18 protein-coding genes are annotated in these 21,805 nt (G+C 59.8%); 7 read left to right on the top strand and 11 right to left on the bottom strand.

What is annotated here, in order from left to right; genetic code table 11:
• Positions 1–126: 126 nt before the first annotated feature.
• Together H9S92_RS11540 and H9S92_RS11535 are read left to right on the top strand one after the other, a co-directional pair.
• Positions 127–831: a glycosyltransferase family 2 protein gene (locus H9S92_RS11540; RefSeq protein WP_187466873.1), complete on the top strand. Its 705-nt coding sequence runs from the start codon at positions 127–129 to the stop codon at positions 829–831.
• 2 nt (positions 832–833) lie between these two features.
• Positions 834–2,447 (top strand): cellulose synthase family protein, encoded by a 1,614-nt coding sequence (locus tag H9S92_RS11535; RefSeq protein ID WP_187466872.1) that lies wholly within the window; start codon positions 834–836, stop codon positions 2,445–2,447.
• 114 nt (positions 2,448–2,561) lie between these two features.
• Here the strand turns inward: H9S92_RS11535 and H9S92_RS11530 are convergent, their stop codons facing one another.
• A complete protein-coding gene (locus H9S92_RS11530) occupies positions 2,562–3,863 on the bottom strand; it encodes a sensor histidine kinase (RefSeq protein ID WP_187466871.1) in 1,302 nt (433 codons plus the stop codon).
• 15 nt (positions 3,864–3,878) lie between these two features.
• Positions 3,879–4,490 carry a hypothetical protein gene (locus H9S92_RS11525; protein ID WP_187466870.1) on the bottom strand — a complete coding sequence of 204 codons (612 nt, stop codon included), beginning with the start codon at positions 4,488–4,490 and terminating at the stop codon, positions 3,879–3,881.
• Between the two features lie 233 nt (positions 4,491–4,723).
• Between H9S92_RS11525 and tatC the strand changes: the two genes are divergently transcribed.
• A complete protein-coding gene (tatC, locus tag H9S92_RS11520; protein ID WP_187466869.1) occupies positions 4,724–5,593 on the top strand; it encodes a twin-arginine translocase subunit TatC in 870 nt (289 codons plus the stop codon).
• Positions 5,594–5,649: 56 nt separating this feature from the next.
• On the opposite strand, the gene H9S92_RS11515 is transcribed toward tatC, so the two are convergent.
• From H9S92_RS11515 to H9S92_RS11480, 8 genes are all read right to left on the bottom strand, one after another.
• Positions 5,650–6,627 (bottom strand): ThuA domain-containing protein, encoded by a 978-nt coding sequence (locus H9S92_RS11515; RefSeq protein WP_187466868.1) that lies wholly within the window; start codon positions 6,625–6,627, stop codon positions 5,650–5,652.
• A gap of 81 nt (positions 6,628–6,708) precedes the next feature.
• Positions 6,709–7,392: a potassium channel family protein gene (locus H9S92_RS11510; RefSeq protein WP_187466867.1), complete on the bottom strand. Its 684-nt coding sequence runs from the start codon at positions 7,390–7,392 to the stop codon at positions 6,709–6,711.
• Between the two features lie 9 nt (positions 7,393–7,401).
• Positions 7,402–9,150 (bottom strand): TrkH family potassium uptake protein, encoded by a 1,749-nt coding sequence (locus H9S92_RS11505; RefSeq protein ID WP_187466866.1) that lies wholly within the window; start codon positions 9,148–9,150, stop codon positions 7,402–7,404.
• 53 nt (positions 9,151–9,203) lie between these two features.
• A complete protein-coding gene (locus H9S92_RS11500; protein ID WP_187466865.1) occupies positions 9,204–12,350 on the bottom strand; it encodes a PVC-type heme-binding CxxCH protein in 3,147 nt (1,048 codons plus the stop codon).
• 83 nt (positions 12,351–12,433) lie between these two features.
• On the bottom strand, positions 12,434–13,600 hold the full coding sequence (gene argE / locus H9S92_RS11495; protein WP_187466864.1) for an acetylornithine deacetylase: 1,167 nt from the start codon (positions 13,598–13,600) through the stop codon (positions 12,434–12,436).
• Between the two features lie 209 nt (positions 13,601–13,809).
• A complete protein-coding gene (locus tag H9S92_RS11490; protein WP_187466863.1) occupies positions 13,810–15,090 on the bottom strand; it encodes a 1-acyl-sn-glycerol-3-phosphate acyltransferase in 1,281 nt (426 codons plus the stop codon).
• A 92-nt stretch (positions 15,091–15,182) separates the two neighbouring features.
• The gene (lpxK, locus tag H9S92_RS11485; RefSeq protein WP_222936063.1) at positions 15,183–16,250 is read right to left on the bottom strand and encodes a tetraacyldisaccharide 4'-kinase; all 1,068 of its coding nucleotides are present in this window, start codon (positions 16,248–16,250) and stop codon (positions 15,183–15,185) included.
• Between the two features lie 12 nt (positions 16,251–16,262).
• A complete protein-coding gene (locus H9S92_RS11480; protein ID WP_246463815.1) occupies positions 16,263–17,897 on the bottom strand; it encodes a S41 family peptidase in 1,635 nt (544 codons plus the stop codon).
• A gap of 172 nt (positions 17,898–18,069) precedes the next feature.
• On the opposite strand from H9S92_RS11480, the gene H9S92_RS11475 reads away from it, so the two are divergent.
• Complete coding sequence (locus H9S92_RS11475; RefSeq protein ID WP_187466862.1) at positions 18,070–18,753, top strand: uracil-DNA glycosylase family protein; 684 nt, start codon at positions 18,070–18,072, stop codon at positions 18,751–18,753.
• On the opposite strand, the gene H9S92_RS11470 is transcribed toward H9S92_RS11475, so the two are convergent.
• On the bottom strand, positions 18,750–18,947 hold the full coding sequence (locus H9S92_RS11470) for a hypothetical protein (RefSeq protein ID WP_187466861.1): 198 nt from the start codon (positions 18,945–18,947) through the stop codon (positions 18,750–18,752). The genes H9S92_RS11475 and H9S92_RS11470 overlap by 4 nt on opposite strands.
• A 58-nt stretch (positions 18,948–19,005) precedes the next feature.
• Between H9S92_RS11470 and bcp the strand changes: the two genes are divergently transcribed.
• The 3 genes from bcp (at position 19,006) to H9S92_RS11455 (ending at position 21,802) form a co-directional block, all read left to right on the top strand.
• Complete coding sequence (gene bcp, locus H9S92_RS11465) at positions 19,006–19,473, top strand: thioredoxin-dependent thiol peroxidase (protein ID WP_187466860.1); 468 nt, start codon at positions 19,006–19,008, stop codon at positions 19,471–19,473.
• Positions 19,474–19,526: 53 nt separating this feature from the next.
• On the top strand, positions 19,527–20,210 hold the full coding sequence (locus H9S92_RS11460) for a LysE family translocator (protein WP_187466859.1): 684 nt from the start codon (positions 19,527–19,529) through the stop codon (positions 20,208–20,210).
• Positions 20,211–20,404: 194 nt separating this feature from the next.
• A complete protein-coding gene (locus H9S92_RS11455) occupies positions 20,405–21,802 on the top strand; it encodes an MBL fold metallo-hydrolase RNA specificity domain-containing protein (protein ID WP_187466858.1) in 1,398 nt (465 codons plus the stop codon).
• The last annotated feature ends 3 nt before the right edge of the window (positions 21,803–21,805 follow it).

Genomic DNA, 21,805 nt, shown 5'->3' with positions numbered 1-21,805 from the left:
AACGCTTCCTGTCCTTTGCCGACAAGTGCTTAGGGGCTGCTGACCGTACCTTTGCCTGCTAAACGCTGGTGGTGACACTTGCGATTGACTTCCAACTGCCCCAAAGGCGCCAACAAATAACTTCCCTTGGCCACTCGCGCTCCCGTTATCGACGTCATTATCCCCGCTTACAACGAGGAGCATAGCATTGCCCTGGTGGTGGGCGAACTCCCCGCCGGGCTGGTTCGGGAAGTCATTGTTTGCAACAACAACAGCAAGGACCGGACGGCCGAAGTAGCCCGAGCAGCGGGTGCCACGGTGGTGGATGAACTGCGGCCCGGCTACGGCTCCGCCTGCCTGCGGGGCATGGCCCACATCGCCGCCCGCGCACCGGAAGACTGGCCCGACATTGTGGTCTTCGTCGACGGAGACCACAGCGACTATCCGGAGCAACTCCCGGAGCTCATTGCCCCCATCCTGGAAGAGGGCGTGGACCTCGTCATCGGCTCCCGCGCCCTCGGCGAGCTGGAGCCCGGCAGCATGCAACCCCAGCAGGTCTTTGGCAACTGGCTGGCCACCAGCCTGATCAAACTCATTTACGGCAATGCATTTACTGACCTGGGCCCCTTCCGTGCCATCCGCTACCCCGCCCTGCGGGAATTAGGGATGAACGACCCGGATTTTGGCTGGACGGTAGAGATGCAGGTACGCGCAGCCAAAGCCCGCCTTCGCTGTACGGAGGTACCCGTCCGTTACCGAAAGCGGATTGGGGTGTCTAAGATATCGGGCACCATCCGGGGCACCATCCTGGCCGGACACAAAATCCTCTGGACCATCTTCAAACTGATCTGATCATGACCCTACTCGCTTTGTTCGTACTGGCCATATACACGGGTTGCCTGATCTACATCACGCTCTACTGCCTGCTGCAATTCAACCTGCTCTACCACTACAAGCAGAGCCTGAACCCCACGGAGCACCCGGTATCGTTTGATGATTTCCGCACCGCAGGGAAAGGCAATTCTTCCGACGCGGCCAACAAACCGGCTATCCCCCAAGCACACAATGCTGGCACTGCCCGCTACGCCGGGACCGACGTGGCCGAAGCCCCCGCTTCCGCCGCCTGCTATCCCCTGGTGACCGTGCAGTTGCCGATTTACAACGAGTACTTCGTCATTGGCCGGCTCATCGATGCCGTCGCAGCTTTCGACTATCCCCGCGACCGGTTTGAAATCCATATCCTCGACGACAGTACCGACGAAACCACTGCCTTGGTGGCCGCCAAGGTCGAAGAATACCAGGCCCGGGGTTTCGACATCCGCCAGATCATCCGCCCCAAACGGGAAGGTTTCAAGGCTGGGGCACTGCGCGACGGTATGCAGGAAGCCCGGGGAGAATTCATCGCCATTTTTGACGCCGACTTCGTCCCAGAGCCCGATTTCCTGCAAAAGACCATCCCCCACTTTGCCGACCCCAAGGTGGGCGTGGTGCAAACGCGCTGGGAGCACATCAACCAGGACTACAGCATCATCACCCGCTTGCAGGCCCTGCAGCTCAACGTCCACTTCACCGTCGAGCAGGTGGGGCGGATGAACGGTGGCCACCTGTTGCAGTTCAATGGCACGGCCGGGGTCTGGCGACGGGCCACCATCGAGGCTGGCGGCGGCTGGCAGCCCGATACCCTCACCGAAGACCTCGACCTCAGCATCCGCTCCCAACTGGCCGGTTACAAGATCCATTACCTCGAAAAAGTGGGCAGCCCGGCGGAACTGCCCGTGGAAATGAACAGCTTCAAAAGCCAGCAACACCGCTGGATGAAGGGTGGCGCCGAAACCGCCCGCAAGATGTTGCCGGACGTATGGAAGAGTACCCTCAGCTTCGGCCATAAGGTCCACGCTACCGCCCACCTGCTGGGCAGTACGATTTTTCTTTTCGTTTTCCTCTGTGGGGTATTCAGCGTTCCCTTGCTCTTTCTTTTCGGGGAACTGGCGGCGCTGGGCTTCAGCAAAAACTTTTTCGCCATCTTTCTGGCGGGCTTGCTGTCGGTCATCGGCATTTACTACACCGCCAACGTCCAGAGCGTAGCCAATAAAGAGAAGAACTTCTTACGCTCAGTCGGTAAGTTCATCCTCCTCTTCCCCCTGTTCCTGGCGCTCAGCATGGGGCTTTCCCTGCACAATACCGTGGCCGTCCTCCAGGGCTACCGGGGCAAGAAAAGCCCCTTCGTACGCACCCCCAAGTTCAACATCAGCACCATCAAAGACCGGCTGACCTCGAGCAAGTACCTCACCGGCCGCCTCAACGCCATCACTATCGGCGAAGGGATACTGAGTCTGTACTTCTGCTTCGCGGTATGGGGAGCCTTCTACCTGCAAAACACCACCTTCGTGGTCTTCCATGGTTTGCTGGCCCTGGGCTACGGCGCCATCTTTTTTTACAGCGTGAAGCACCTGCGGCTGGCGCGGTAATTGATCACCTGATCCTCCTTTTTCAGGGCGCGGCCGCAGGTGCCGGCCCCGTTGGATAAGGCAATGCGCAGACCAGCGGCTCCTCCTACGGCCTGCCAGGGTCCCTCCGGAAACTCAAAAACCGATCCGCAAACGGGTCCAGCCATCGGCTTCGGTATCGAGCTGGTAGGTGGCGCGGTGGGCTTCGAGGATGTCGCGGCTCAGCGTAAGGCCAACGCCCTGGCCGCTGGGCTTGGTGCTGAAGAACGGCTTGAAGAGTTGCCCCCGGGCGGCGGGGACGATGCCCGGCCCGTTATCGGCAATGACCAGGCTGGCGGGAAAGGATGCTGAACTGACCCGAATAATACCGTTTTGGCCAATGCTCTCGCGGGCGTTGGTCAGGGCATTGATGACCACTTGCTCCAGCTGGGTGGCGTCGGCCTGGATCCAGAGAGGGTCGGGCGTGAGGGCAAATTCGAGGCTGATGTTGGCTTCGCGCAAGACGGGTTGCATCACTTCGCCCGTCCGGCGGAGGAGGGCGTTGAGATCGGTCTTCTTCAGATCGGCGGCCGGCAGGCGGATGACGCGGGCGAAGTTGCGCATGAAGGTGGTCATGTTCTCCGCGCGGTTGATGACGGCCGGCAGGTAGTCTTTGCTAAGCGCCCCCAGGGCCACATCTTCTTCGGTGGCTACTTCCAGGAGGCTGCGCAGTACGCTGACGATGGCGGCGTTGGAGTTGTTGACCTCGTGGGCCATCATCCGGATGACTTTGCCGTAGGCTTCTTTTTCGGCGGCGAAGAGCTCGGCCGTAACGTCCTGCACAATCAGAAAGCCACGCTCGAAGCCGCGGTCCACAAAATTGGCGGCCTCTACGCGGTAGCGGCGGTTATCGGGGCCAATCAGGACGTCCTGCCGGTGGACATCACTGGCGGCATGTTCCTGGACGGCGGGGGTGGTACTGGCCAGGGCGGCATTAAGCACCTGGACGCGGAAGGCCTCCTGCGCACACTTGGCTTCCAGCCAGGCGTTCATGCTCTCTACCCGTCCGTCGAAGTCAAGGATCGCCACGCCCAGTTCGGCGGCATTGATGAGGCGATCGAGAAATTCTTCGCGCTGCATACCCGCCACCCGCTCGTCGCGGAGCTGGTCGATCATCCGGTTGTAGATGTTGGCCACGCGGTCCATTTCCCGGCTCCCGGTGGGCAGTAGCTTGACCGAAAAGTCCTGGTCTTCCAAGGCCGCTGCACCGCGGGCCAGCAGTTGCACCGGGGCAATGATGGAGCGGTGAATGCGGTAGGCCACGTAGGCCGAAAAGAGCAAAACGAGTTCAGCCAACAGCACGAGAAGCCCCTGGGGCTGAAAGGCGTAGTAAGCCACCACGCCCAGTGCCAGGTGCAGCACCGTGAGGTAGAGAATGTATTTTGCGCTGGAAGACAAGACGAAGCCGGGGGATTACCGCCGCTTAGGCTGCCGGCGTTTGCCGCCGCGGCCCAGCATGGCATGACCTTCTTTGCCCATCCGCTGGACGGCCTTGACCTGGCCGGTTTGCTTCAGGGCCTGGTCCATCAGTTCAATCTGCTCGCGGATCTGCGGGATTTTAACGTTGGCCTCCTTCGCTTTTTTCAGGTACTTCTTAGCGGCATTGAAGTTTTTGCGCTGGTATTCGATCTGGGCGAGCTGAAAATGCAGCGTGGCGCGTTCCGTCGGCGTGGGGATGTCAATGGATTCAGCCTTGCGCAGCCAGCCCTCGGCCTGGTCGAGGTCTTTGCGGCTGATGGCAATATTGCCTTTCATCATGTAGTAGAAGGCACGGTTGGTGCTGTAGAGCCACTCGGGCTTCAGGGTCAGGCCCAGCAGTTTTTCGGCACCGTCAAAATCCTGCACCTGGATGGCCTTGGCGGCGGGTGCTACCGTACCCAGGAAGACGTAGCCGACGAAGAGAAACACGGCCGTGAGCACGAAAAAAATGCCGTACCAAACCCCCAGGCTGGCCCACAGGGCAATGCCACCGAGCAAGAAAACCCCAATCAGGGCAAAACGGACGTAGGGAGGGATAACGAACATGCGAAACAGATTTTTATCGGCCCGCAAAGATAGCGGCTGGCCATGACTTTAGCGTGGGGGCGGGCTATGGCGTTCAGCGGACAAGGGCTGGCCAGACTTCCCTTGCTCTTTCCTCCGGATGACACCGCACGCACCTGCGGCCGCGCCCAAAATCTTATCGCTTTCTCGTCAGGAAGGCCAAAGCAACCGCAGCGACACTACCAGCCTAGCTGCCCGTGTATTACCTTCGCCCTATGGCACTGGATCAAGTAGACGTAGACAAATGGGAGCTCGATAAAGACGGCCGGCCGAAGCCGCCGGAAGACAAGGAAATGTCTTTCCTCGATCACCTGGAAGAGTTGCGCTGGCACATTGTGCGCAGCCTCGTAGCCATCGTCATCGGCGGAATTTTGTTGTTCCTGGTGCGCGACTGGTACTTCTCCCGCGTGCTCTTCGGCCCCTTGAAGACCGATTTCATCAGCTACGACTGGTTTTGCCGCCTCTCGGGGTGGCTGGGGACCGGCCAGGTGCTGTGCATTGCGCCCACCGAAGACCTGACGGTGCAGGCCATCGGCTTCGGCGAGCAGTTCATCACGGCGGTTAAGATGTCTTTCGTCGGCGGTTTCGTCATCGCCTTCCCCTACGTCTTTTATGAGCTGTGGTCCTTCGTCCGGCCCGGTCTTTACAAAGAAGAACAGCGGGCAACGCGGGGGGTGATTTTCATTTGCTCCCTCCTGTTTTTCATCGGCGTGGCCTTTGGCTTTTTCATCATTGCGCCGTTTGGGACCAACTTCCTGCTCACCTTCGAGGTGGGCGGAGCCAAGAACATTCCTACGATGGACTCCGTCATTGGCTACATGCTGATGTTTACCCTGCCGGCAGCCATCATTTTTGAACTGCCCGTCTTAATTCACTTCCTTGCCCGTTTTGGCCTGGTTACCGCCCAAGGCATGCGTCAATACCGGCGGCACAGCATCGTCGGTATTCTGGTCCTGGCCAGCGTTCTTACCCCGCCCGACGTAGTAACGCAGATCCTCATCGCGCTGCCCCTTTACGTCCTTTACGAACTCTCGGTGTTCATCGCCAAGCGCGCCCAGCGGGCCTACGAGGCAGACCTGGAATAAGAGCTTGTCTACATTTTCCTCGCCTTTCCTTTAGTGGGTCGAGCGGGAAGCCCCCGCTACTTCAGAAAATCTTCCGGTTTTAATCCCGCTTTGAATTTTGCGCCGAAGCCGGAATTGTTGGGGGCGTAAGTGCCCTCAATGGCGGGGTCCAGCCCTTCGGCGGGTATCCGGTCTTCCTGGCCCAGCGCCCAGGCGATGCCGTTGAGCACCAGGCGGCGCATGCTTTCCTCCCGCCAGTCGTAAGGGTGGCCCAGGGTGGTAAAAAACACGCGGGCACCGTGGTAGTCGTTGGTCCAGGCCACGGGATTGGTCAAGGGGAATTCCTCCAGACGCCCCTCAGCTTCGTGCTGCGAGCGCAGGGAGGTCCCCCGCAGCAAATGCACCGTATTGGGGTTGATTTTCCACTGCCCGCCGTCGACGTGATATAGCCAGGAATAGGCCTGGAAGGGTTCCACACCGCGCAAAATGGGGTGATCGGCCCGTTCGGCGATGGTTTCCACACTGGTCAGGGGCGCATCGCCGTCGTCAAAATGCCCGTGGTGGGTGATCCACTGCTGCCCGAAAACGGCGGTGGGCCAGGCGTCGTTGAGGTGCTGCCGCAGGCTGTCGTTTTCGTACAAAAAGGCGTGGGTGCTGGTCCGGAAGCCCACCAGCGGCTTGCCAGACTCGGCAAAATCGGTGATGTGCCTGGCCTGCGCATCGGGCAGTTTGCGCCAGCGGGTGAAGAGCACCAGCAGGTCCGCACTATCCAGCACCTCCAGGCCCGGAATGTTGTCGTTCACGTTGGGGTTTACGTAGCCCGCCGAGTCCAGCGCAAAACGCACACTCACCCTGGCGCCGAGTTCCCGCGCCACCATTTTGGCGAGCATCGGCATGGATTCTTCGGAGCGGTACTCTTCGTCGCCAGCCACAAAAACCACGTGCAGCGGTTCGGCGGCTTTTTCGGGCGCGGACGCAGGTGCAGGGCCCGTCGTACAAGCGCAAAGCAGGGCACCGAAGAGGAAAAGAAGCAGCGAGAAACGGAGGGTGGACATAATGTGGAGGCTTAAGTTTAGTGTGGATCAGCCCAAGGCTGGGGGGTTTTTACCCGGACCAATTTACTCCGTTTGCGGCGCTTATTGATTGATGAACGTACGCAGGTCCTTGTTGGAGCCGTAAACTACGAGGATGTCTTCGGCACCCAAGACCGTGTTGGGGCCAGCAACCCCTTGCACTTGTCTTTCCGTGCGGCTTTTGCCAACGATGCTTTTCACTTCTTTTTTTTGGATCGTCGTTAAGGCCAGCAGGTTGTACTCGGCCCGCAGGCTGATGTCCTTGAGCGCCTTACCAACGAATTTTTCGGGGACTTTCACCTCGATGATGCTGAAATCCGGGCTCAGTTCAAAAGAATCCACCACGTTGGTCAGGCAGAGTTTTTTGGCCCAGCGCTCGGCGGTTTCTTCTTCGGGACGGACGATTTCGGTAACGCCAATGGCCTCCAGCACCCGCTCGTGCAGGGCATTGACGGAGCGGCTGATGATGCGTTTGGCCCCCAGGTTTTTGAACAAGGCCGTGGCCATCACATTGGCGCCCTGGTCTTCGCCGATGGCGATGACGACCACGTCGGCGTCGAGCAACGGCAGGCCAACGACCGTGAACTCGTCGAGGGCATCCATGCAAATCGTGTGGGAGATCTTTTCCTTGAGGGCATCGACTTTAGACATACGGTTGTCGATGCCAATGACTTCATTGCCCTGGGCAGTGAGTTTCTCGCCGAGCGAAGCACCGAAATTCCCGAGGCCTACGATGATGTACTTCATTTTTGAAACTTAGTTGATCGTTATCTCTTCGGTGGGATAACGGTAGTTGGTGTGTTTTACCTTCTTGAAGAACGCAATGACGATGGAAAGCATGCTCACCCGGCCCACGAACATGATGACAATGAGGACCAGCTTACTGCCCGTGCTCAAAGCCCCCGTAATGCCCAGGCTCAGCCCTACGGTACTGTAGGCGGAGAAGCACTCAAAGCCGATGTTCAGCAGCCCTTTCTCGGGGTCGAAGACCGTAATCAGCAGGATGCCCAGCCCGATGACGATCAGGGACAGGGAAATGGTAGCAAAGGCCCGGCGTACCGAAATGTCGGCAATCTCCCGTTGGAAGACTTCGATCTTCGTTTTCCCCCGCGCCAGGCTCAGGATGTTGAGGGTGGCGATGGCAAAAGTGCTGGTCTTAATCCCTCCCCCCGTTGAGGCGGGCGAAGCGCCAATCCACATGAGCAGGAAAGTGATCATGATGGTTGGGAAGGTCAGGGCCGTCATGTCCACCGAATTGAAGCCCGCCGTACGGGGAGTAGCCGCGCCGAATAAGGCCGTGACCATTTTGCCGAAGAGCGAGTGGTCCGCCAGGGTATTTCGGTACTCCAGGATGAAGAAAAGTACGAAGGCCAGGGCCGTCAGGGTAAGCGTCGTTACCAGGGTGATCCGGCTATTGATGTTGAGCACCCAGGGGCGGTAGGTTTGGTTGGCTTTCCTTTTCAGGAAGATATTGATGAAGCGATAGCGCAGGTACTCCAGGATATTGACCACAATCGGAAAGCCCAGGCCGCCAAGTACGAAGGTAAATATGACCATTAACTGCAGGCCGTAGTTGAAGCGGAAGCCCTCTTCGTACAGGCTGTTGGTCAGCGTGGAAAAGCCCGCGTTGCAAAAAGCCGAAACGGCGTGGAAGACCGCGAAAAACATCCGTTCCAGGTAAGAACCAAAATCGGCACTGCTCAGGGTAGAATAGATGAACAGGGCGGAGACGGCCTCGACCGTGAAGGTGATGAGAATAATGTACTTGAGGGTGCTGAAGACTTCGCCCACCTTCTGGGAGTTGGTCATCTCGCTCAGGGTAAGCTGGTTTTCGTAGGTACTCGCGCCCTTGAAGAAGTAGCTGAAGTAGCTGGCAAAGGTCAGGATACCCAGGCCCCCGATTTGGATGAGTACCAGGATGATGAACTGCCCGAAGGGGGTAAAATACGTCGCCGTATCCACTACAATCAAGCCCGTTACGCACACCGCACTCGTGGAGGTAAATAAGGCATCCAGAAAAGCGATGTCTTCGTTGGCGGCATTGGGCAACATCAGCAGGAAGGCCCCGAAAAAGATGATGGTCAGGAAGCTGAAAATGAAAAGTTGCGCCGGGTTCAGGTAGGTCCGGCTTAGGTTGAGCCGGATTTCAAAAAACTCCCGGAAAAACGTCAGGATCACCGCCAATACCACCCATACGGGGTTCTCCAGAATCAAATCCGTCTGGAAGGCTTCCCCGACAAACAAGTACATGTAGAAAATGTACAGGGTATAGAGGACAGAAAGCAAATCAAAGGCAAATACCCGCCGAAGGAACAATTTGGCATCCAGAAAATAGCGCGTAAAGGTGGCAGCCAGGCCAACGGCAATGACCAGGAAATAAAACCCATCCAGCAGCTGCTGGTACAGATCGGATTGGTCAAACCCAAAGTCAACGACGAAGGCACAAATCCCCAGAATGCTCGTCCACAGGGCCGTCCGGTACAGTAGCGCGCTGTTCCACTTCATACTGCAAAACTACCCATTTCCCCGCGAGGGTGCCGGGCGCTTTTGGCAACCCGCTACTTGCGGGAAGCCTGGCTGCTTAAGTCTTCGGCGCGGTAGTAGCCTTTTTGTCCGGAGGCCTCTACTTTTGCCCGCACGGCAGCGACGAAGTCTGCCGACACCACCGAAGCCCGGTTGCCGAAGGAGTTGCGTACGTAAGTCATCACGGCGGCCATCTGCGCATCGTCCAGCAAGTCTTCGTAGGGCGTCATCGGCACCTGGCCCGGGTATTCGCGCCCCAGGACTTTGATGGGTCCGATGAGTCCTTTGAGGAGGATTTTGGCGAGCACTTCCGGGTCTCCAGTCACCCACTCGGAAGCCAGTAAAGGCGGGAAGCCGGAGCTGACCAATCCTTTGCCCGAACCCTGGTGGCAGGTTACGCAGGATCCGTCCTGGTGGTAGATGTCCCGGCCAACGGCAAACTGCTCCAGGTCGGCCCCTTTGAGGTGGTTGGCCGTGATTTCGGCTTCCTTGGTGAGGTCCAGCCCTTCGCCCGTGAGGAACTTGGGGGCGGCGGCGTAGGTGGCTTCCGTCCAGGGGTCAATGGCGTGTTGGCCAGCCGTGGCCAAGACCATTTTCCCGGCGTCTTCGGGCAGCCAGGTGGCGGCCACGATGGCCATCATCCGGACGCGCCCGTGGGCATCGCCAGCGGCGGCGTTGAGCAGTTCCGTCTGCCGGGCAATCTGGTGGCCACTGTAGCGCAGAACCTGCACGGCGGCGGCGCGGACGCGGTAATCGCTGGCTCCGAGGGCCGCTTCGAGTAAAGCTTGGTCTACCCGGTTTTGTCCCCAGGTCACCCACAGTCCTTCCAGCAGGTATTGCTCGTAGTTGGGGTCTTGTTTATCGAGGGCGGCCACCCAGCTTTTTACGGCGGGCAGCACCTCGGCGGAATCGCGGCCGCGCAACTCCCGGTGGCTGCGGTAGCGGCTGCGGTATTCCGGCAGTTTCAGGTTCTCCAGCAGGGTAGCGATGGGCGCGCCAGCCACCCGGGCCGGCTCCACCAGCGGCCGGCTGGGATAGGTGATGCGGTAGACGCGGCCGTGAACGTGGTCGCGCAAAGGATCCCGGGCATTGTGCTGCATGTGCCCGATCAAAACGTTGTGCCAGTCGATGAAGTACAGAGAGCCATCGGGCGCAAATTCCATATCGACGGGCCGGAAGTTGGGGTCCGTCCCCTTCACCAGGTCCTGCCGCCAGCGGGTGTCGTAGCCCGTTCCATCGTCGATCATCCGGTGCTGTTTCATGCCCAGAAAGCCGATGGTGTTGTTGATGAGCATATCGCCCTGTACCTCGTCGGGGAAGTGGCGGCTGGATACGAATTCCAGTCCGGAGGTAGGCCTTACCCGGTGGGCTTCTTCGATCAGGTCGCGGGTCAGCGGAGCCTGGGCACCGTACTGGTTGCGGATGGTGCTGGGCAGCATCCAGTTGACGGTAGGGCCCGAAGTGTGGGCGAAGAAGGGTTGCCCCCACTGGTCAAAGGCAATCCCCCAGGGGTTGGGGATGGAGACCTGGGCGGTGCGCTCCAAATGGCGGCGCTGCGGACTGAAGCGGTAGAAACCACCGTTGGTGGCCCGGACGGGGCCGTAGGGCGTTTCCACGTTGGTGTGCAGGAAAACGCCTTCGCCCATGTAGATGGCTCCCGAGGGGTCGGTGGTGAAAGCACTGGTGGTGTGGTGGGTGTCGTGATCGTCGAAACCGGAGAAGATGATTTCGGCCTCGTCGTAGCGGTCGTCGCCGTCCGTGTCCCTGAGCAATTTCAGGTGGGTACCCTGGGAAACGTAAACGCCTTCCGGGGCGAGCTCAAAGCCGACGGGCACGTGGAGGTCGTCGGCAAAGACGGTGGATTTATCGGCTTTGCCGTCGTTGTCGGTATCTTCCAGGATGATGAGTTTGTCATTGGGCCGCTGGTCTCCCGGCCGGTAGTGGGGATAGGTGGGCATGCAGGCAATCCAGAGCCGCCCCTGGTTATCGAAGCTCATCTGCGCGGGGTTGGCCAACTCGGGGAATTCCTGTTCGGAAGCGAAGAGCTGGAGTTCGTAGCCGGGAGCGGTCTCGAAGGTTTGCATCAGTTCTTCGCCGTAGCGGTAGGCAACGGTGCCGTCCTCCTCCGTCAGGGAATAGTTGGTGGTAACGGGCGGCAGGGAGAAGGTCTTGGCGTCGGCCGCAACCAAGTCGAGGGTTTCGCCCCGGAGGGCCAGCCAGATGGCGGAATCCCGCAGCAGCGTCATTTCCCGGATTTTGCGCAGCTCCATGGGGTAGTTATCCGGGCCAAAGGGGGCGTGGCGGCGGCCGTAGACGTGGACGCCGTTGGGGATTTTGTAGTCGTTCTGCCAGAGCCAATTTTTCTCCTTCACCAATCCCTGCACCTGCGCCCGCGCCCCTTGGTCGGCCCGCCCCCCGAAGAGGCGATCGGCCAGCCACGGGGCCAGCTTGGCGTAGGCAGCGTCGGTGAGTTGTACGCCGTCGGTGGTGTAGTCGTCGGCCCCGGCAAACCACTCTGCGGTGGGCGTAAAGAGGTCGATGAAGGGCACACCAGCCTCGGCGGCTACCTCGCGCATGGCCTCGGTGTAAAGTTGGAGGTTTTTGTTTTCCACGCTGCCGTCGGGCACATCCAGGCGCGCCGTCACGTCTTCAAAAGCCGTCGGAGACACCAGCGCGATGCGGGGCGGCGCCTCGCCATTGTAATCCGCCAGGCTCGTGTAATCGATCCAGGCCCGCAGTTCGCCGCGAAAATTGTCCAGGCCCTCCGGCCCGGCAAAGGACTCGCTGTAGCCAAAAAAGCCGAGGATGACGTCGGCCTCCAACTCCGCCAGCCACTCCTCCGGCGTGGGGAAAAAGCCCTGAGAATCCGAATCGCGGCTAAGACCGTCCTGGGTATGGAATTTTTCGGCCCCCGGAAAGGCAAAAGGCGATAGCCGCGCGGAGTGGGCCCGGAAGCCCGGGGTGTCTCCCGCGTCACAGAGGTTGCGGATGAAGAGGCGCTCGTTGGGGAAGCGCAGGTGGAGCTCCGTCTCAAAGTGGGCAAATTCCTGCATCCGCGAGCAGAGGTTGCCGCCCACGAGCACGATGTGGTCGTTGGGCTGGAGGGTGAGGACGGGGGTGGGCCTGGGTCCTCCGCAATGCAGCAGCGTGCCCAAGAGCAAGGCGAGAAAGAAATAACGCATACAACGACTTTACCGGAAAGGTAATAAAGTTGGCGAAATCTCTTGGTCCCCGGCCTTTGCGGCAAAATTCCGTGGGAGGAGATTTATGAAAGCTCCTCCGCCAAGCGCCGCAAAAAGGACTGGCAGGCCTCCAGCTGGGCGATGTCCACGAACTCATTGGCCCGGTGCGCCTGCGCGATGTCTCCGGGGCCACAGATCACGGCGGGGAAGCCAGCGTTGGAAAATTGCCCGGCCTCGGCGGCGTAAGAAACCGTACCCGTAGTGTACACGCCTGTGAGCCGCTTGGCGAGGTCGACGATGGCCGCAGTCTCGGGCGTATCCAGCGCAGGCACGGGCGGATGCATGGGGACGTGCTCAATGGCAAAGCCCGGGAAAACGGCCCGGCGGAGCGCCTCCCGCTGCTGGCAGTGCGCCGCAAACTCGGCGAAGATGGCGGCGGCATCGTCCATGGGAATGTTGCGAAAATCCCAGTCGAAGCGACACTCGTTGGCGATGATGTTGAAGGCCGAGCCACCCTGGATGGTGCCCACGTGCAAGCTCGTATGGGCGGGGTGAAAACGCGGGTCGATGCGGCCAGCGGCAATGAGGCTGTCCATTTTATCTTCCAGCCAAATCACCAGGCGGGCTGCTTCGTGGATGGCGTCCACCTCCTGCTTGATGCGGCTGCTGTGGCCCTGGCTGCCCCGCACGATGGTGGTGTACACCATGATGCCCTTCTGCCCCACCATGGGCATCATCATGCTGGGCTCGCCGATGATGGCCCCGGCGGGTTTTTCGGAATAGGTGTCGCGAATGGCTCCGGCCAGCAGGTCGCCAGCCATGCAGCCAATCTCTTCGTCGAAGCTGAAGGCAAAATAGACGGGCTTTTTCAGGCGCGAACGCAGGAGCAAGGGAACGCTTGCTAAACAGCAGGCGAGGAAGCCCTTCATGTCGCAACTGCCCCGGGCGTAGAGTCGGCCGTCTTTCTCCGTCAGGGTGTAGGGGTCCGTCTCCCACGGCTGGCCCACCGTAGGTACCACGTCCATGTGCCCACTCAGAATGATCCCGCCGTCCGTGGCCGGACCGATGCGGCAGTGGATGGCTTCTTTCGTTCCCGTTTCGTCGGGTACCGTGTGGTAAGCTACGCCGTAGCCCGTCAGATAATCCTTGATCCAGTTGGCGATCGAGAGGTTTCCTTCGCCGCCGTGGACGGGAAAGGCCACCAGCTGGGCCAGGATTTCGGTATAGGTAAGGGGTTGGGAAGTGATCATTGGCGCGAAGGTACGCTGAACTTTTGGGGGCAGGCCACTAGCCCAATAGCGGTCGATTCGGTTTTCAGGCATTTGCTAAGCGTAGGAGGATTATGGATCCAAATCCACGGTGCACTTATGGATTTACATGAAAAGTTATGCAGATCCACGTTTCAAACCTGGATCTGCATAAAAACCTATGCAGATCCACGATTTTCCAGCCAAAAAGCTTACTCGACAACCGCATCCATCGTCCCCAGCTGGGCCAGCATCGTTGCGCGGAGGGCTTTCAGTTGGGCATCGTCGCTCTTACTGCCAGTGAAGCGCCCCGCCCAGAAGGCACGGTAGTTCAGCCAGTACTTCAGGGCAAAGAGGCCGGAAACAGGCAAACTCAGCAGGTACAACCAGCCCCAGCCAGCGGGGTAGAGCCAATTGAACAGCAAGGTTTGCAGCAGGTAGAGCAACGGCAGGATGATCCAACTGCCGAGGGTCTGCACCGTCGCCTTGTAGCCCCGGTCGATGCCGAGGGCTTTCCAGATGCCGTTGATGGCCAGCAGCCAGGGGAGGTGGTTGAGCAGTCCGTAAAGAAAAAAGGGCAGTGCCAATAGCGTACCCGCTTTGAGTTTGCGCTCGGGGTGCTGGCTGAACTCGATGTCCATCTGCCCGGTCTTCCGCAGGCCTTCTTCGTAGGCGGTGGCGGTGGTGCGCAGGGCTTCCCGTTCCGCTTCGGGCAGCGCGCGCAAGGCCGCCAGGATCCGTTGCGTACGGTAGTGGTGGGGGCCTACCGACAAAGGATGGTCGTTTTGCACGGCACGTTCGATGGGCCGGAGGAGACGCTCCTCGGCCTTGTCTTTGGTCTGGATCAGCAGTGCCTCCATCCGCTCGGCCAGGAGGTTGGTGAGGGAGCGGATGGCCCGGACGGGGCTGGCCTCGTACTGCTCGCGGAATTGCAGTACGTCCACCGGTTCGCCGTAGCGGATGAACACGCGGCTGAAGCAGGTGGTGGGGCTTTCGTAGTTGGCCCCGACGGGCTGGAGGGAGAGGCCCAGCTGCCAGTCATTGCGGCGCTCGGCTTCGAGGGCCATGCTGGCGGCCCCACCCTTGAGGCGCCGGAGTTTGCGCTCCAGTTCGCTCATGCCTTCCGGAGCGATGTACATTACCTTTCCCGTTTCCAGGCCGGCGAAGGTGCGGTCGAAGACCTCGTCTTTGTCCCCCTGCGTAGCCCCCACCTGCTTGTCTTTGGGCCGGGCCACGGGAATGCAGAAAGGGTCAATCAGGAAAGCCATCACGGGATTAAGCCACATGGCAGCATTGGCCAGGAAGTAGATCTGGGGCTTAAGATGGATGCCTACGATGAGGGGATCGATCAGCGTATTGGGATGGTTCCCACACAGCAAGGTTGGCCCGGGGTGGTTGGCGTAGTGCACGTTTTCAACCTCCATACCGGGGTAAAACAGACGCAGCATCCAGCGGCTCAGGAAATGGAATAGGCGGTAGACGAGTCCAGACATGGCCGCAAGGTACGGTGTCCGCCCGCTTTGCCGTTCAACTTCCCCCGGCACCTGCGGCCGCGCCCCATAAATTCCCCGAAAAAAGCGGAAGCCTAAGCCTTGAATTCGAGGAGAAAGTCCCGCACGAGCACGTCAAATTCCGGCCCCTCGCCGAAGTGAAAACGCACCGCCAGCGGTAGCACGAAAACCGGCAGCCGTTCCTGGGCGATGAACGCCTTGTGCAACTCCAGTCGCATCGCGTCTTTTTCGGTGGTGATGATGGCCTTGTGCTCCCCGGGCAGTTCGCGGAAACGGAGCAAGAGCGTACCGAGGTCGCCACGGTCAAAATAGTGATGGTCTTCAAACTCCAGGCTCTGCACCAGGGGGCTCTGCCCCCGCAGGTGTTGGAGCAGGTAATCCGTCCCGGCAATGGCCGAAATGAGCAGCATATTGACGTTGCCATCCATCTTGAGGCGGTAGCGGTGATCGAGCAGGTAGTAGGGTGCGGCGTAGTCGTAGTAAGAAAAAAAGACCCGCTGGTGGGGCAGTGGGGCGATCTCGTCGCGCAGGGCATCGGCCGTGGCCCGGTCGAGCGTCGGCGGACACTTGGATACGATGATGATGTCGGCCCGCTCGTAGCCCGAACGCCACTCCCGCAGGCGGCCGCTGGGCAGCAGAAAATCGCGGGTGAAGGGCTTGGAAAATTCGGTCAGCAGGATGTTGAGGCCCGGTTTTACGGAACGGTGCTGGAAGGCATCATCGAGCAAGATCAACTGGGTATCCGGCCGCTGGCCCATGATTTCCGGGATCGCGAAGGCCCGCTCCTCGGCTACGGTCACGACCACTTCGGGGAATTTCCGCGCGTACTGCAAGGGCTCATCCCCCACTTCTTCGGCGTTCATGCCCGGCCGCACCCGAAGGAACCCCCGGGTCTTGCGCCGGTAGCCCCGGCTCAGCGTCGCGATGTTGAGGTAAGGATCCAGCCCCCGGATGAGGTACTCGATGTGGGGCGTCTTGCCCGCCCCCCCCACGCTGAGGTTCCCGACACTGATGACGGGCACGGAAAAGGAAATGCTCTTCTGGAGGCCACGGCGGTACGTCCAGTTACGAAAGCTCACTCCCAGGCCGTAAAGCAGCGAGATGGGAGAAAGCAGTGCTTTAGCCAGGATGGATTGGACCAAGGGAAAAAGGATTTACTTCAACAGCGCCGCGTAGCGGGCCGGGTCGTTGAGCACGGCAATGGCTTCCTGGACCTCGCGGTCGTTGCGCAGGCCCATCTGGACCTGCCCCCGCTGGTAGTAGTAGCGCCCGGCAATTTCCTTTTCGATGATGCTGATGATTTCCTCCCGGTAGCTCTGGATGGCGGCCAGTTGCTCGCGGTCGACTTGCTGCTGGATGGCGGCCAGCTGGCTGCTGATGTCGTAGCCTTCTTCCCTGGCCTCTTCCAGGGCCTTTTCGAGGGCTTTCTCGGCTTTGGAAGTGTACTCAAATTCGCCGCGCTGAAGGAAGGCCTCAAAGCGATCCCAGTCTTTAAAATGGAAATTGGCCACTGAGTCGATCGTGGGGTGGTCGGCGACCCACTCGTTGACGAAGTCGAAGATGACGTGGTCTTCCAGCAGGCCCTGCGTGATGGCCTTACCGCCCAGGATGGGCAGCTCAATATCGGGGGCTACCCCACCCCCGTCGAGCACCTTGCGGCCCGCCCGGGTTTTGAAGACGGCCCGCTGCGCATCGGGGATATCGTAGGGCTTGCCGTCGCGGTATTCCAGCGCCTGGATGCAGCGCTGGCTGGGGATGTAGTACTTGGCCGTCGTAATCTTTACCCGGCTGCCGTAGCCCGTCTCCATGATGTTTTGCACCAGGCCCTTGCCATAGCTGCGCTGGCCGATCAGGACGGCCCGGTCGAGGTCTTGCAGGGAACCGCTGACGATCTCGGAGGCGGAAGCAGAGTGGTCGTTGATGAGTACGGCAACGGGAATCTCCAGGTCCAGCGGATTGTTGTTCGTTTTGTAGCTGCGGTCCCATTCCCGCACTTTTCCCTTGGTGGTGACGATGAGTTCGTCTTTCGGGACGAAGATATTGACGATGTCCACAGCTTCGTTGAGCAGTCCACCGCCGTTGTCGCGCAGGTCCAGCACCACGCCGGCCAGGTTGGGGTTTTCGGCGCGGAGCTTGGCTACGGCATCGCGGACGTTCTTGCCCGCCTGCTGGGTGAAGGTGGTGAGGGCCACGTAGCCCACGTTGTTTTCCAGCATACCGTAGTAGGGCACGTTGGGGATGTTGACGTCGCCACGCAGCAATTTGAGCTCCTGCTGCCCGCTGCCGGGGCGTTCGATGGTGAGTTCCATAGTGGTGCCGGGGAAGCCGCGCATGATTTCCTCGAGTTGCTCCAGGTTGTAGCCGGTGGTTTCGCGGCCGTCAATTTGCAGGAGGCGGTCGCCGGTTTTCAGGCCGGCGGCGTCGGCGGGCTGCCCCTGGTAGAGGGTCATGATGGTGGGCAGTCCGTCGATGTATTCCAGCTCGGCGCCAATGCCCTGGTATTTGCCGCTTTGCCGCAGGCGGGCCAGTTCCACGTCCGTTTCACTGATGTAATTGGTGTAGGGATCGAGGGAGCCTACCATCGCCTCGATGCCGGTGCGCATGAGTTTGTTGGGCTCGATGTCGTCCACGTAGTAGGTATTGACCTCCTTGTAAACGTTGGTGTACACCTCAATGGCCTTCATGATTTCGAAGTACTTGTCGTTGAGGGGGCTCACCGTGGCGGCGGTCAGCACCAGGAACGCGAGGCCGGAAAAGACACCGACGAAGACTTTTTTGCGCGGAGACATACTTTGCTTTTTTTACTTGCCCATTGATAACGCGCCAGCGCCGGGATAGATTATTGACGGGGAGCTACCGGGGCGCGGCCGCAGGATGCGGGGCTGCGGACAATGGAGCAATGGACGGCCCAGCCTCCGCCAAAAGGCCTTACCTTACACCCACCCCAATCCCCCCTGCCTGGTGACCTTCGGCGAACGAGTCCTTCACTACCACTTCCAAACCCTGCAACCCGACTGGTCATTACCGGCGGGCGTAGACCTGATTTTCCCCTACCACGCCCCCGACACCCAGGCCACCATGACCGCTTTCTACCACAAGTTTTTTGCCGACGCCCGGCCCCGGATCTTCGTCATGGGCATCAACCCCGGCCGCTTCGGGGCGGGCGTCACGGGCGTCCCCTTCACCGGCCCCAAGACGCTCCGCGAAGCCTGCGCCATTGAGCACCCCTTTACCTCACGGCCGGAGTTGAGCTCGGAATTCATCTACCGCTGGATCGACGCCATGGGCGGCCCTGAAGCTTTTTACCGGGATTTTTACATCACCTCCGCCTGCCCGCTGGGCTTTACCAAAGACGGCAAAAATTACAATTACTACGACAGCAAAGCCCTCCAGGCAGCGGTCCTCCCCCACATCATCGCCAACTTCGAAGCCCAACTGGCTTTCGGCGGCCGCCGCGATCACCTGCTCGTCCTGGGCGAAGGAAAAAACCACGCCTTCATCACCGCCCTCAACGAACAGTACGGCTGGTTTCGCCAGGTCATCCCCCTGGCCCATCCCCGCTTCGTCATGCAGTACAAGCGCCGCTACTTAGCGGACTATCTGGAGCGTTTCGTCGCCGCCAGCCAACTGGCGCTGGAAGGTTAAACGCGGAAGTAGCGCCGCACCACCAGGTAAATCAAGGGACCGAACAGCGGGAGCAGAAGCACCGCGTAAAGCATGCTGTTACTCAATCCGGCCCGGGCACGGGCGGCAATGTCCTCCCGCGCTACCCGCAGGATGGGCCAGTAAACGGCAACGGCGACGATGAGTACGCCAAGCAGAACCAGGGTCTTTTGCATGGCACAAAGGTAAGTGCCAGCCCCCACAACCTCTCCGCATTTCCTCCGTTGTACTGCCATGACTACACTAAAAGCAGGCGATACCGCCCCCGATTTCACGGGTACCCTCCAGGACGGCAGCACCGTCTCCCTGGCCGATTACGCCGGCCGCAAACTGATCATCTTCTTTTACCCTAAAGACGATACCCCCGGCTGTACGGCCGCCGCCTGCTCGCTGCGCGATGGCTACGCCGAACTCCGGGCCCGGGGCTACGAACTCCTCGGTGTCAGCCCCGATTCCCCGGCCAAACACCAGAAGTTCATCACCAAATACCAACTGCCCATGCCGCTGCTGGCCGACGAAGAGCACCGGATGATGGACGCCTACGGCACCTGGGGACCCAAGAAATTTATGGGCCGTTCCTTCGACGGGGTCTTGCGCACCACCGTAGTGATTGACGCCGCTGGCAAAATCGACCGGGTGTACACCAAGGTCAACACCAGCGAGCACGCCGACCAGATCCTGGCCGACGAACCCAAGGCCTGAACCAGGAGGGTGCGCTTATCTTTGGCCCGTTTCCCAGGGCGGCCCGCCGGCGGATGATCCTTCCGGCCCCGCACTGCGTTATCTCGTCAAAACAGCGGATCATTAATCTTACTGGCTACATTCTGGAAGGCGTTCGTGCCGGTCTCCTCCTGTCTTTACTTGCGGGGCCCCTGCTGGTGCTGTTGCTGCAACTCAGCCTGCGGAGAGGGACGCTGGCCGCATTGGCAGGAGCCCTCGGCATCTGGTGCAGCGACGCAGCCTTCATCTGGGCCATCCACCTGGGGATGGGCGGACTGAGCAAGGTCATGAACCATACCTACTTCAACGAAATCGTAGGCAGCATCGGCGGTCTCATCCTCGTCGGATCGGCGCTATTCATGTGGTTCCGTTCCCCGCCTGACCTATCCGGAGACCGCATCATGCCCACCAAGCGCGGGGTACTCTCCGCCTTCGCCCAGGGATTGGCCATCAACACCTTCAACCCCTTCACCGTCGGTTTCTGGTCCTTTTTCTCCATCACCCAAGTGCACGACCGGCAACTATCCGAGCCCCAGGCCTGGGCCATCTACGCTGGCGTCCTGGGCACCATCATCCTGACGGATACCATAAAAATAGTGGCGGCCAGGAAACTGCGCGACATCCTGCGCCCCGAAGTACTCCTCAAGGTCCAGCGCACCGGCGCGCTCGCCCTGGGATGTTTTGGCCTCATCCTGGGCGTACGGGTGTGGATGGTGTAGTTGGTTCAGTAGTTCAGTAGTTCAATAGTCCCGTCACTAGTGAACTATGAACTATGAACTATGAACTATGAACTATGAACTATGAACTATGAACTATGAACTATGAACTATGAACTATGAACTATGAACTATGAACTATGAACTATGAACTATGAACTACTAATCCCCTACCTTGCGGCAAAGCTGATCAAGTCATGAAAATCCAATTTTGCGGTGCTGCCCGCGAAGTCACCGGCTCCGCCCACTTAATTACCCTCGACGATGGCTTTCAAATTCTGCTCGATTGCGGTCTTTACCAGGGGCGCAGCGCTGAGATGGAGTCTTTCAACGAAAACTTCTCCTTCCAACCCGCGTCCATCGGCTGCCTGATCCTTTCCCACGCGCACATCGACCACACCGGACGCGTCCCCAAGCTCGTCCGCGACGGCTTCCAAGGGAACATCTACTCCACCCACGCCACGCGCAGTCTCTGCGCCATCATGCTGCTGGATTCGGCTTTCATCCAGGAAAAAGACGCCGAATACTTTAACAAGAAGAACGGCAAATTCGGCCAGAGCAAAGAGCCGTTGTACACCCGCAAGGACGTCAAACCCGCCCTCGACCGTTTCATCGGCCTGCCCTACAACCACTGGGAACGCATCCACCCCGACGTAGAAATGACCTACCGCGACAGTGGCCATATTCTGGGCAGCGCCAGCGTCACCCTGCGCATCCGCAAAAGCGACGGCAGCGTGGTTACCGTCGGGTTCACCGGAGACATCGGCCGCCCCAACCGGCCCCTCCTGCGCGACCCCCAGCCCATGCCCGAGTGCGACTACCTCATCTGCGAATCCACCTACGGCGACCGCGAGCACGAGTCCGCCCCCAACGAAATGGCCCGCTTCCTGAGCATCATCAAAGACACTTGCGTGGAGCGTCGCGGAAAACTCCTCGTGCCCGCCTTCAGCGTGGGGCGAACCCAGGAGATCGTCTACATGCTCGACCAGCTGGAAAGCAGCGGGCAACTGCCCAAAATCAAGGTCTTCGTCGATAGCCCCCTGGCCGTAAACGCCACCACCGTCTTCGGCGCCCACCCCGAGTGCTTTGACTCCGACCTGAACGAATACCTGCTGACCGACGACGATCCCTTCGGGTTCAATGGGCTGACCTACATCCACGACGCCAATGAATCCAAAGCCCTGAACAGTCTCGACGGGCCAGCCATCATCATTTCGGCCAGCGGCATGATGAACGCCGGGCGCAGTAAGCACCACCTGGCCAATACCATGGGCAACCCCCGCAACACAATTTTTATCGTCGGCTACTGTTCCCCCGAAACCCCGGGGGGCAAACTACGGGATGGCGCCACGGGCCTCAAACTGTTCCGCCAGTACCACGAACTGCGGGCCAAAGTGGTGGTGATGGACAGCTTCTCCGCCCACGGCGACCGCTCCGAGATGCTCGACTTCCTGGCCAACCAGCGCGAGAAATGCCGCGAGATTTTCCTCGTTCACGGCACCATCGACCGGATGGAGGCCTTCGGAGCCAGCCTGGAAGAAAAGGGCTTCCAGGCCTGGCGCGCACCCCACCTGGAGGAAGTTGTGGAAATTTGAGCG

It is taken from the genome of Neolewinella lacunae (assembly GCF_014349155.1).
GTDB lineage: Bacteria > Bacteroidota > Bacteroidia > Chitinophagales > Saprospiraceae > Neolewinella > Neolewinella lacunae.
This window is presented reverse-complemented; position numbering and strand designations above follow the sequence as displayed.

What these genes read in the sequence shown, in the direction of transcription:
- H9S92_RS11535 (WP_187466872.1), top strand. Translation starts at nt 834, where the DNA reads ATGACCCTACTCGCTTTGTTCGTACTGGCCATATACACGGGTTGCCTG.
- H9S92_RS11525 (WP_187466870.1), bottom strand. Translation starts at nt 4,490, where the DNA reads ATGTTCGTTATCCCTCCCTACGTCCGTTTTGCCCTGATTGGGGTTTTC.
- tatC (WP_187466869.1), top strand. Translation starts at nt 4,724, where the DNA reads ATGGCACTGGATCAAGTAGACGTAGACAAATGGGAGCTCGATAAAGAC.
- H9S92_RS11515 (WP_187466868.1), bottom strand. Translation starts at nt 6,627, where the DNA reads ATGTCCACCCTCCGTTTCTCGCTGCTTCTTTTCCTCTTCGGTGCCCTG.
- H9S92_RS11510 (WP_187466867.1), bottom strand. Translation starts at nt 7,392, where the DNA reads ATGAAGTACATCATCGTAGGCCTCGGGAATTTCGGTGCTTCGCTCGGC.
- H9S92_RS11505 (WP_187466866.1), bottom strand. Translation starts at nt 9,150, where the DNA reads ATGAAGTGGAACAGCGCGCTACTGTACCGGACGGCCCTGTGGACGAGC.
- H9S92_RS11500 (WP_187466865.1), bottom strand. Translation starts at nt 12,350, where the DNA reads ATGCGTTATTTCTTTCTCGCCTTGCTCTTGGGCACGCTGCTGCATTGC.
- argE (WP_187466864.1), bottom strand. Translation starts at nt 13,600, where the DNA reads ATGATCACTTCCCAACCCCTTACCTATACCGAAATCCTGGCCCAGCTG.
- H9S92_RS11490 (WP_187466863.1), bottom strand. Translation starts at nt 15,090, where the DNA reads ATGTCTGGACTCGTCTACCGCCTATTCCATTTCCTGAGCCGCTGGATG.
- H9S92_RS11480 (WP_246463815.1), bottom strand. Translation starts at nt 17,897, where the DNA reads ATGTCTCCGCGCAAAAAAGTCTTCGTCGGTGTCTTTTCCGGCCTCGCG.
- H9S92_RS11470 (WP_187466861.1), bottom strand. Translation starts at nt 18,947, where the DNA reads ATGCAAAAGACCCTGGTTCTGCTTGGCGTACTCATCGTCGCCGTTGCC.
- bcp (WP_187466860.1), top strand. Translation starts at nt 19,006, where the DNA reads ATGACTACACTAAAAGCAGGCGATACCGCCCCCGATTTCACGGGTACC.
- H9S92_RS11460 (WP_187466859.1), top strand. Translation starts at nt 19,527, where the DNA reads ATGATCCTTCCGGCCCCGCACTGCGTTATCTCGTCAAAACAGCGGATC.
- H9S92_RS11455 (WP_187466858.1), top strand. Translation starts at nt 20,405, where the DNA reads ATGAAAATCCAATTTTGCGGTGCTGCCCGCGAAGTCACCGGCTCCGCC.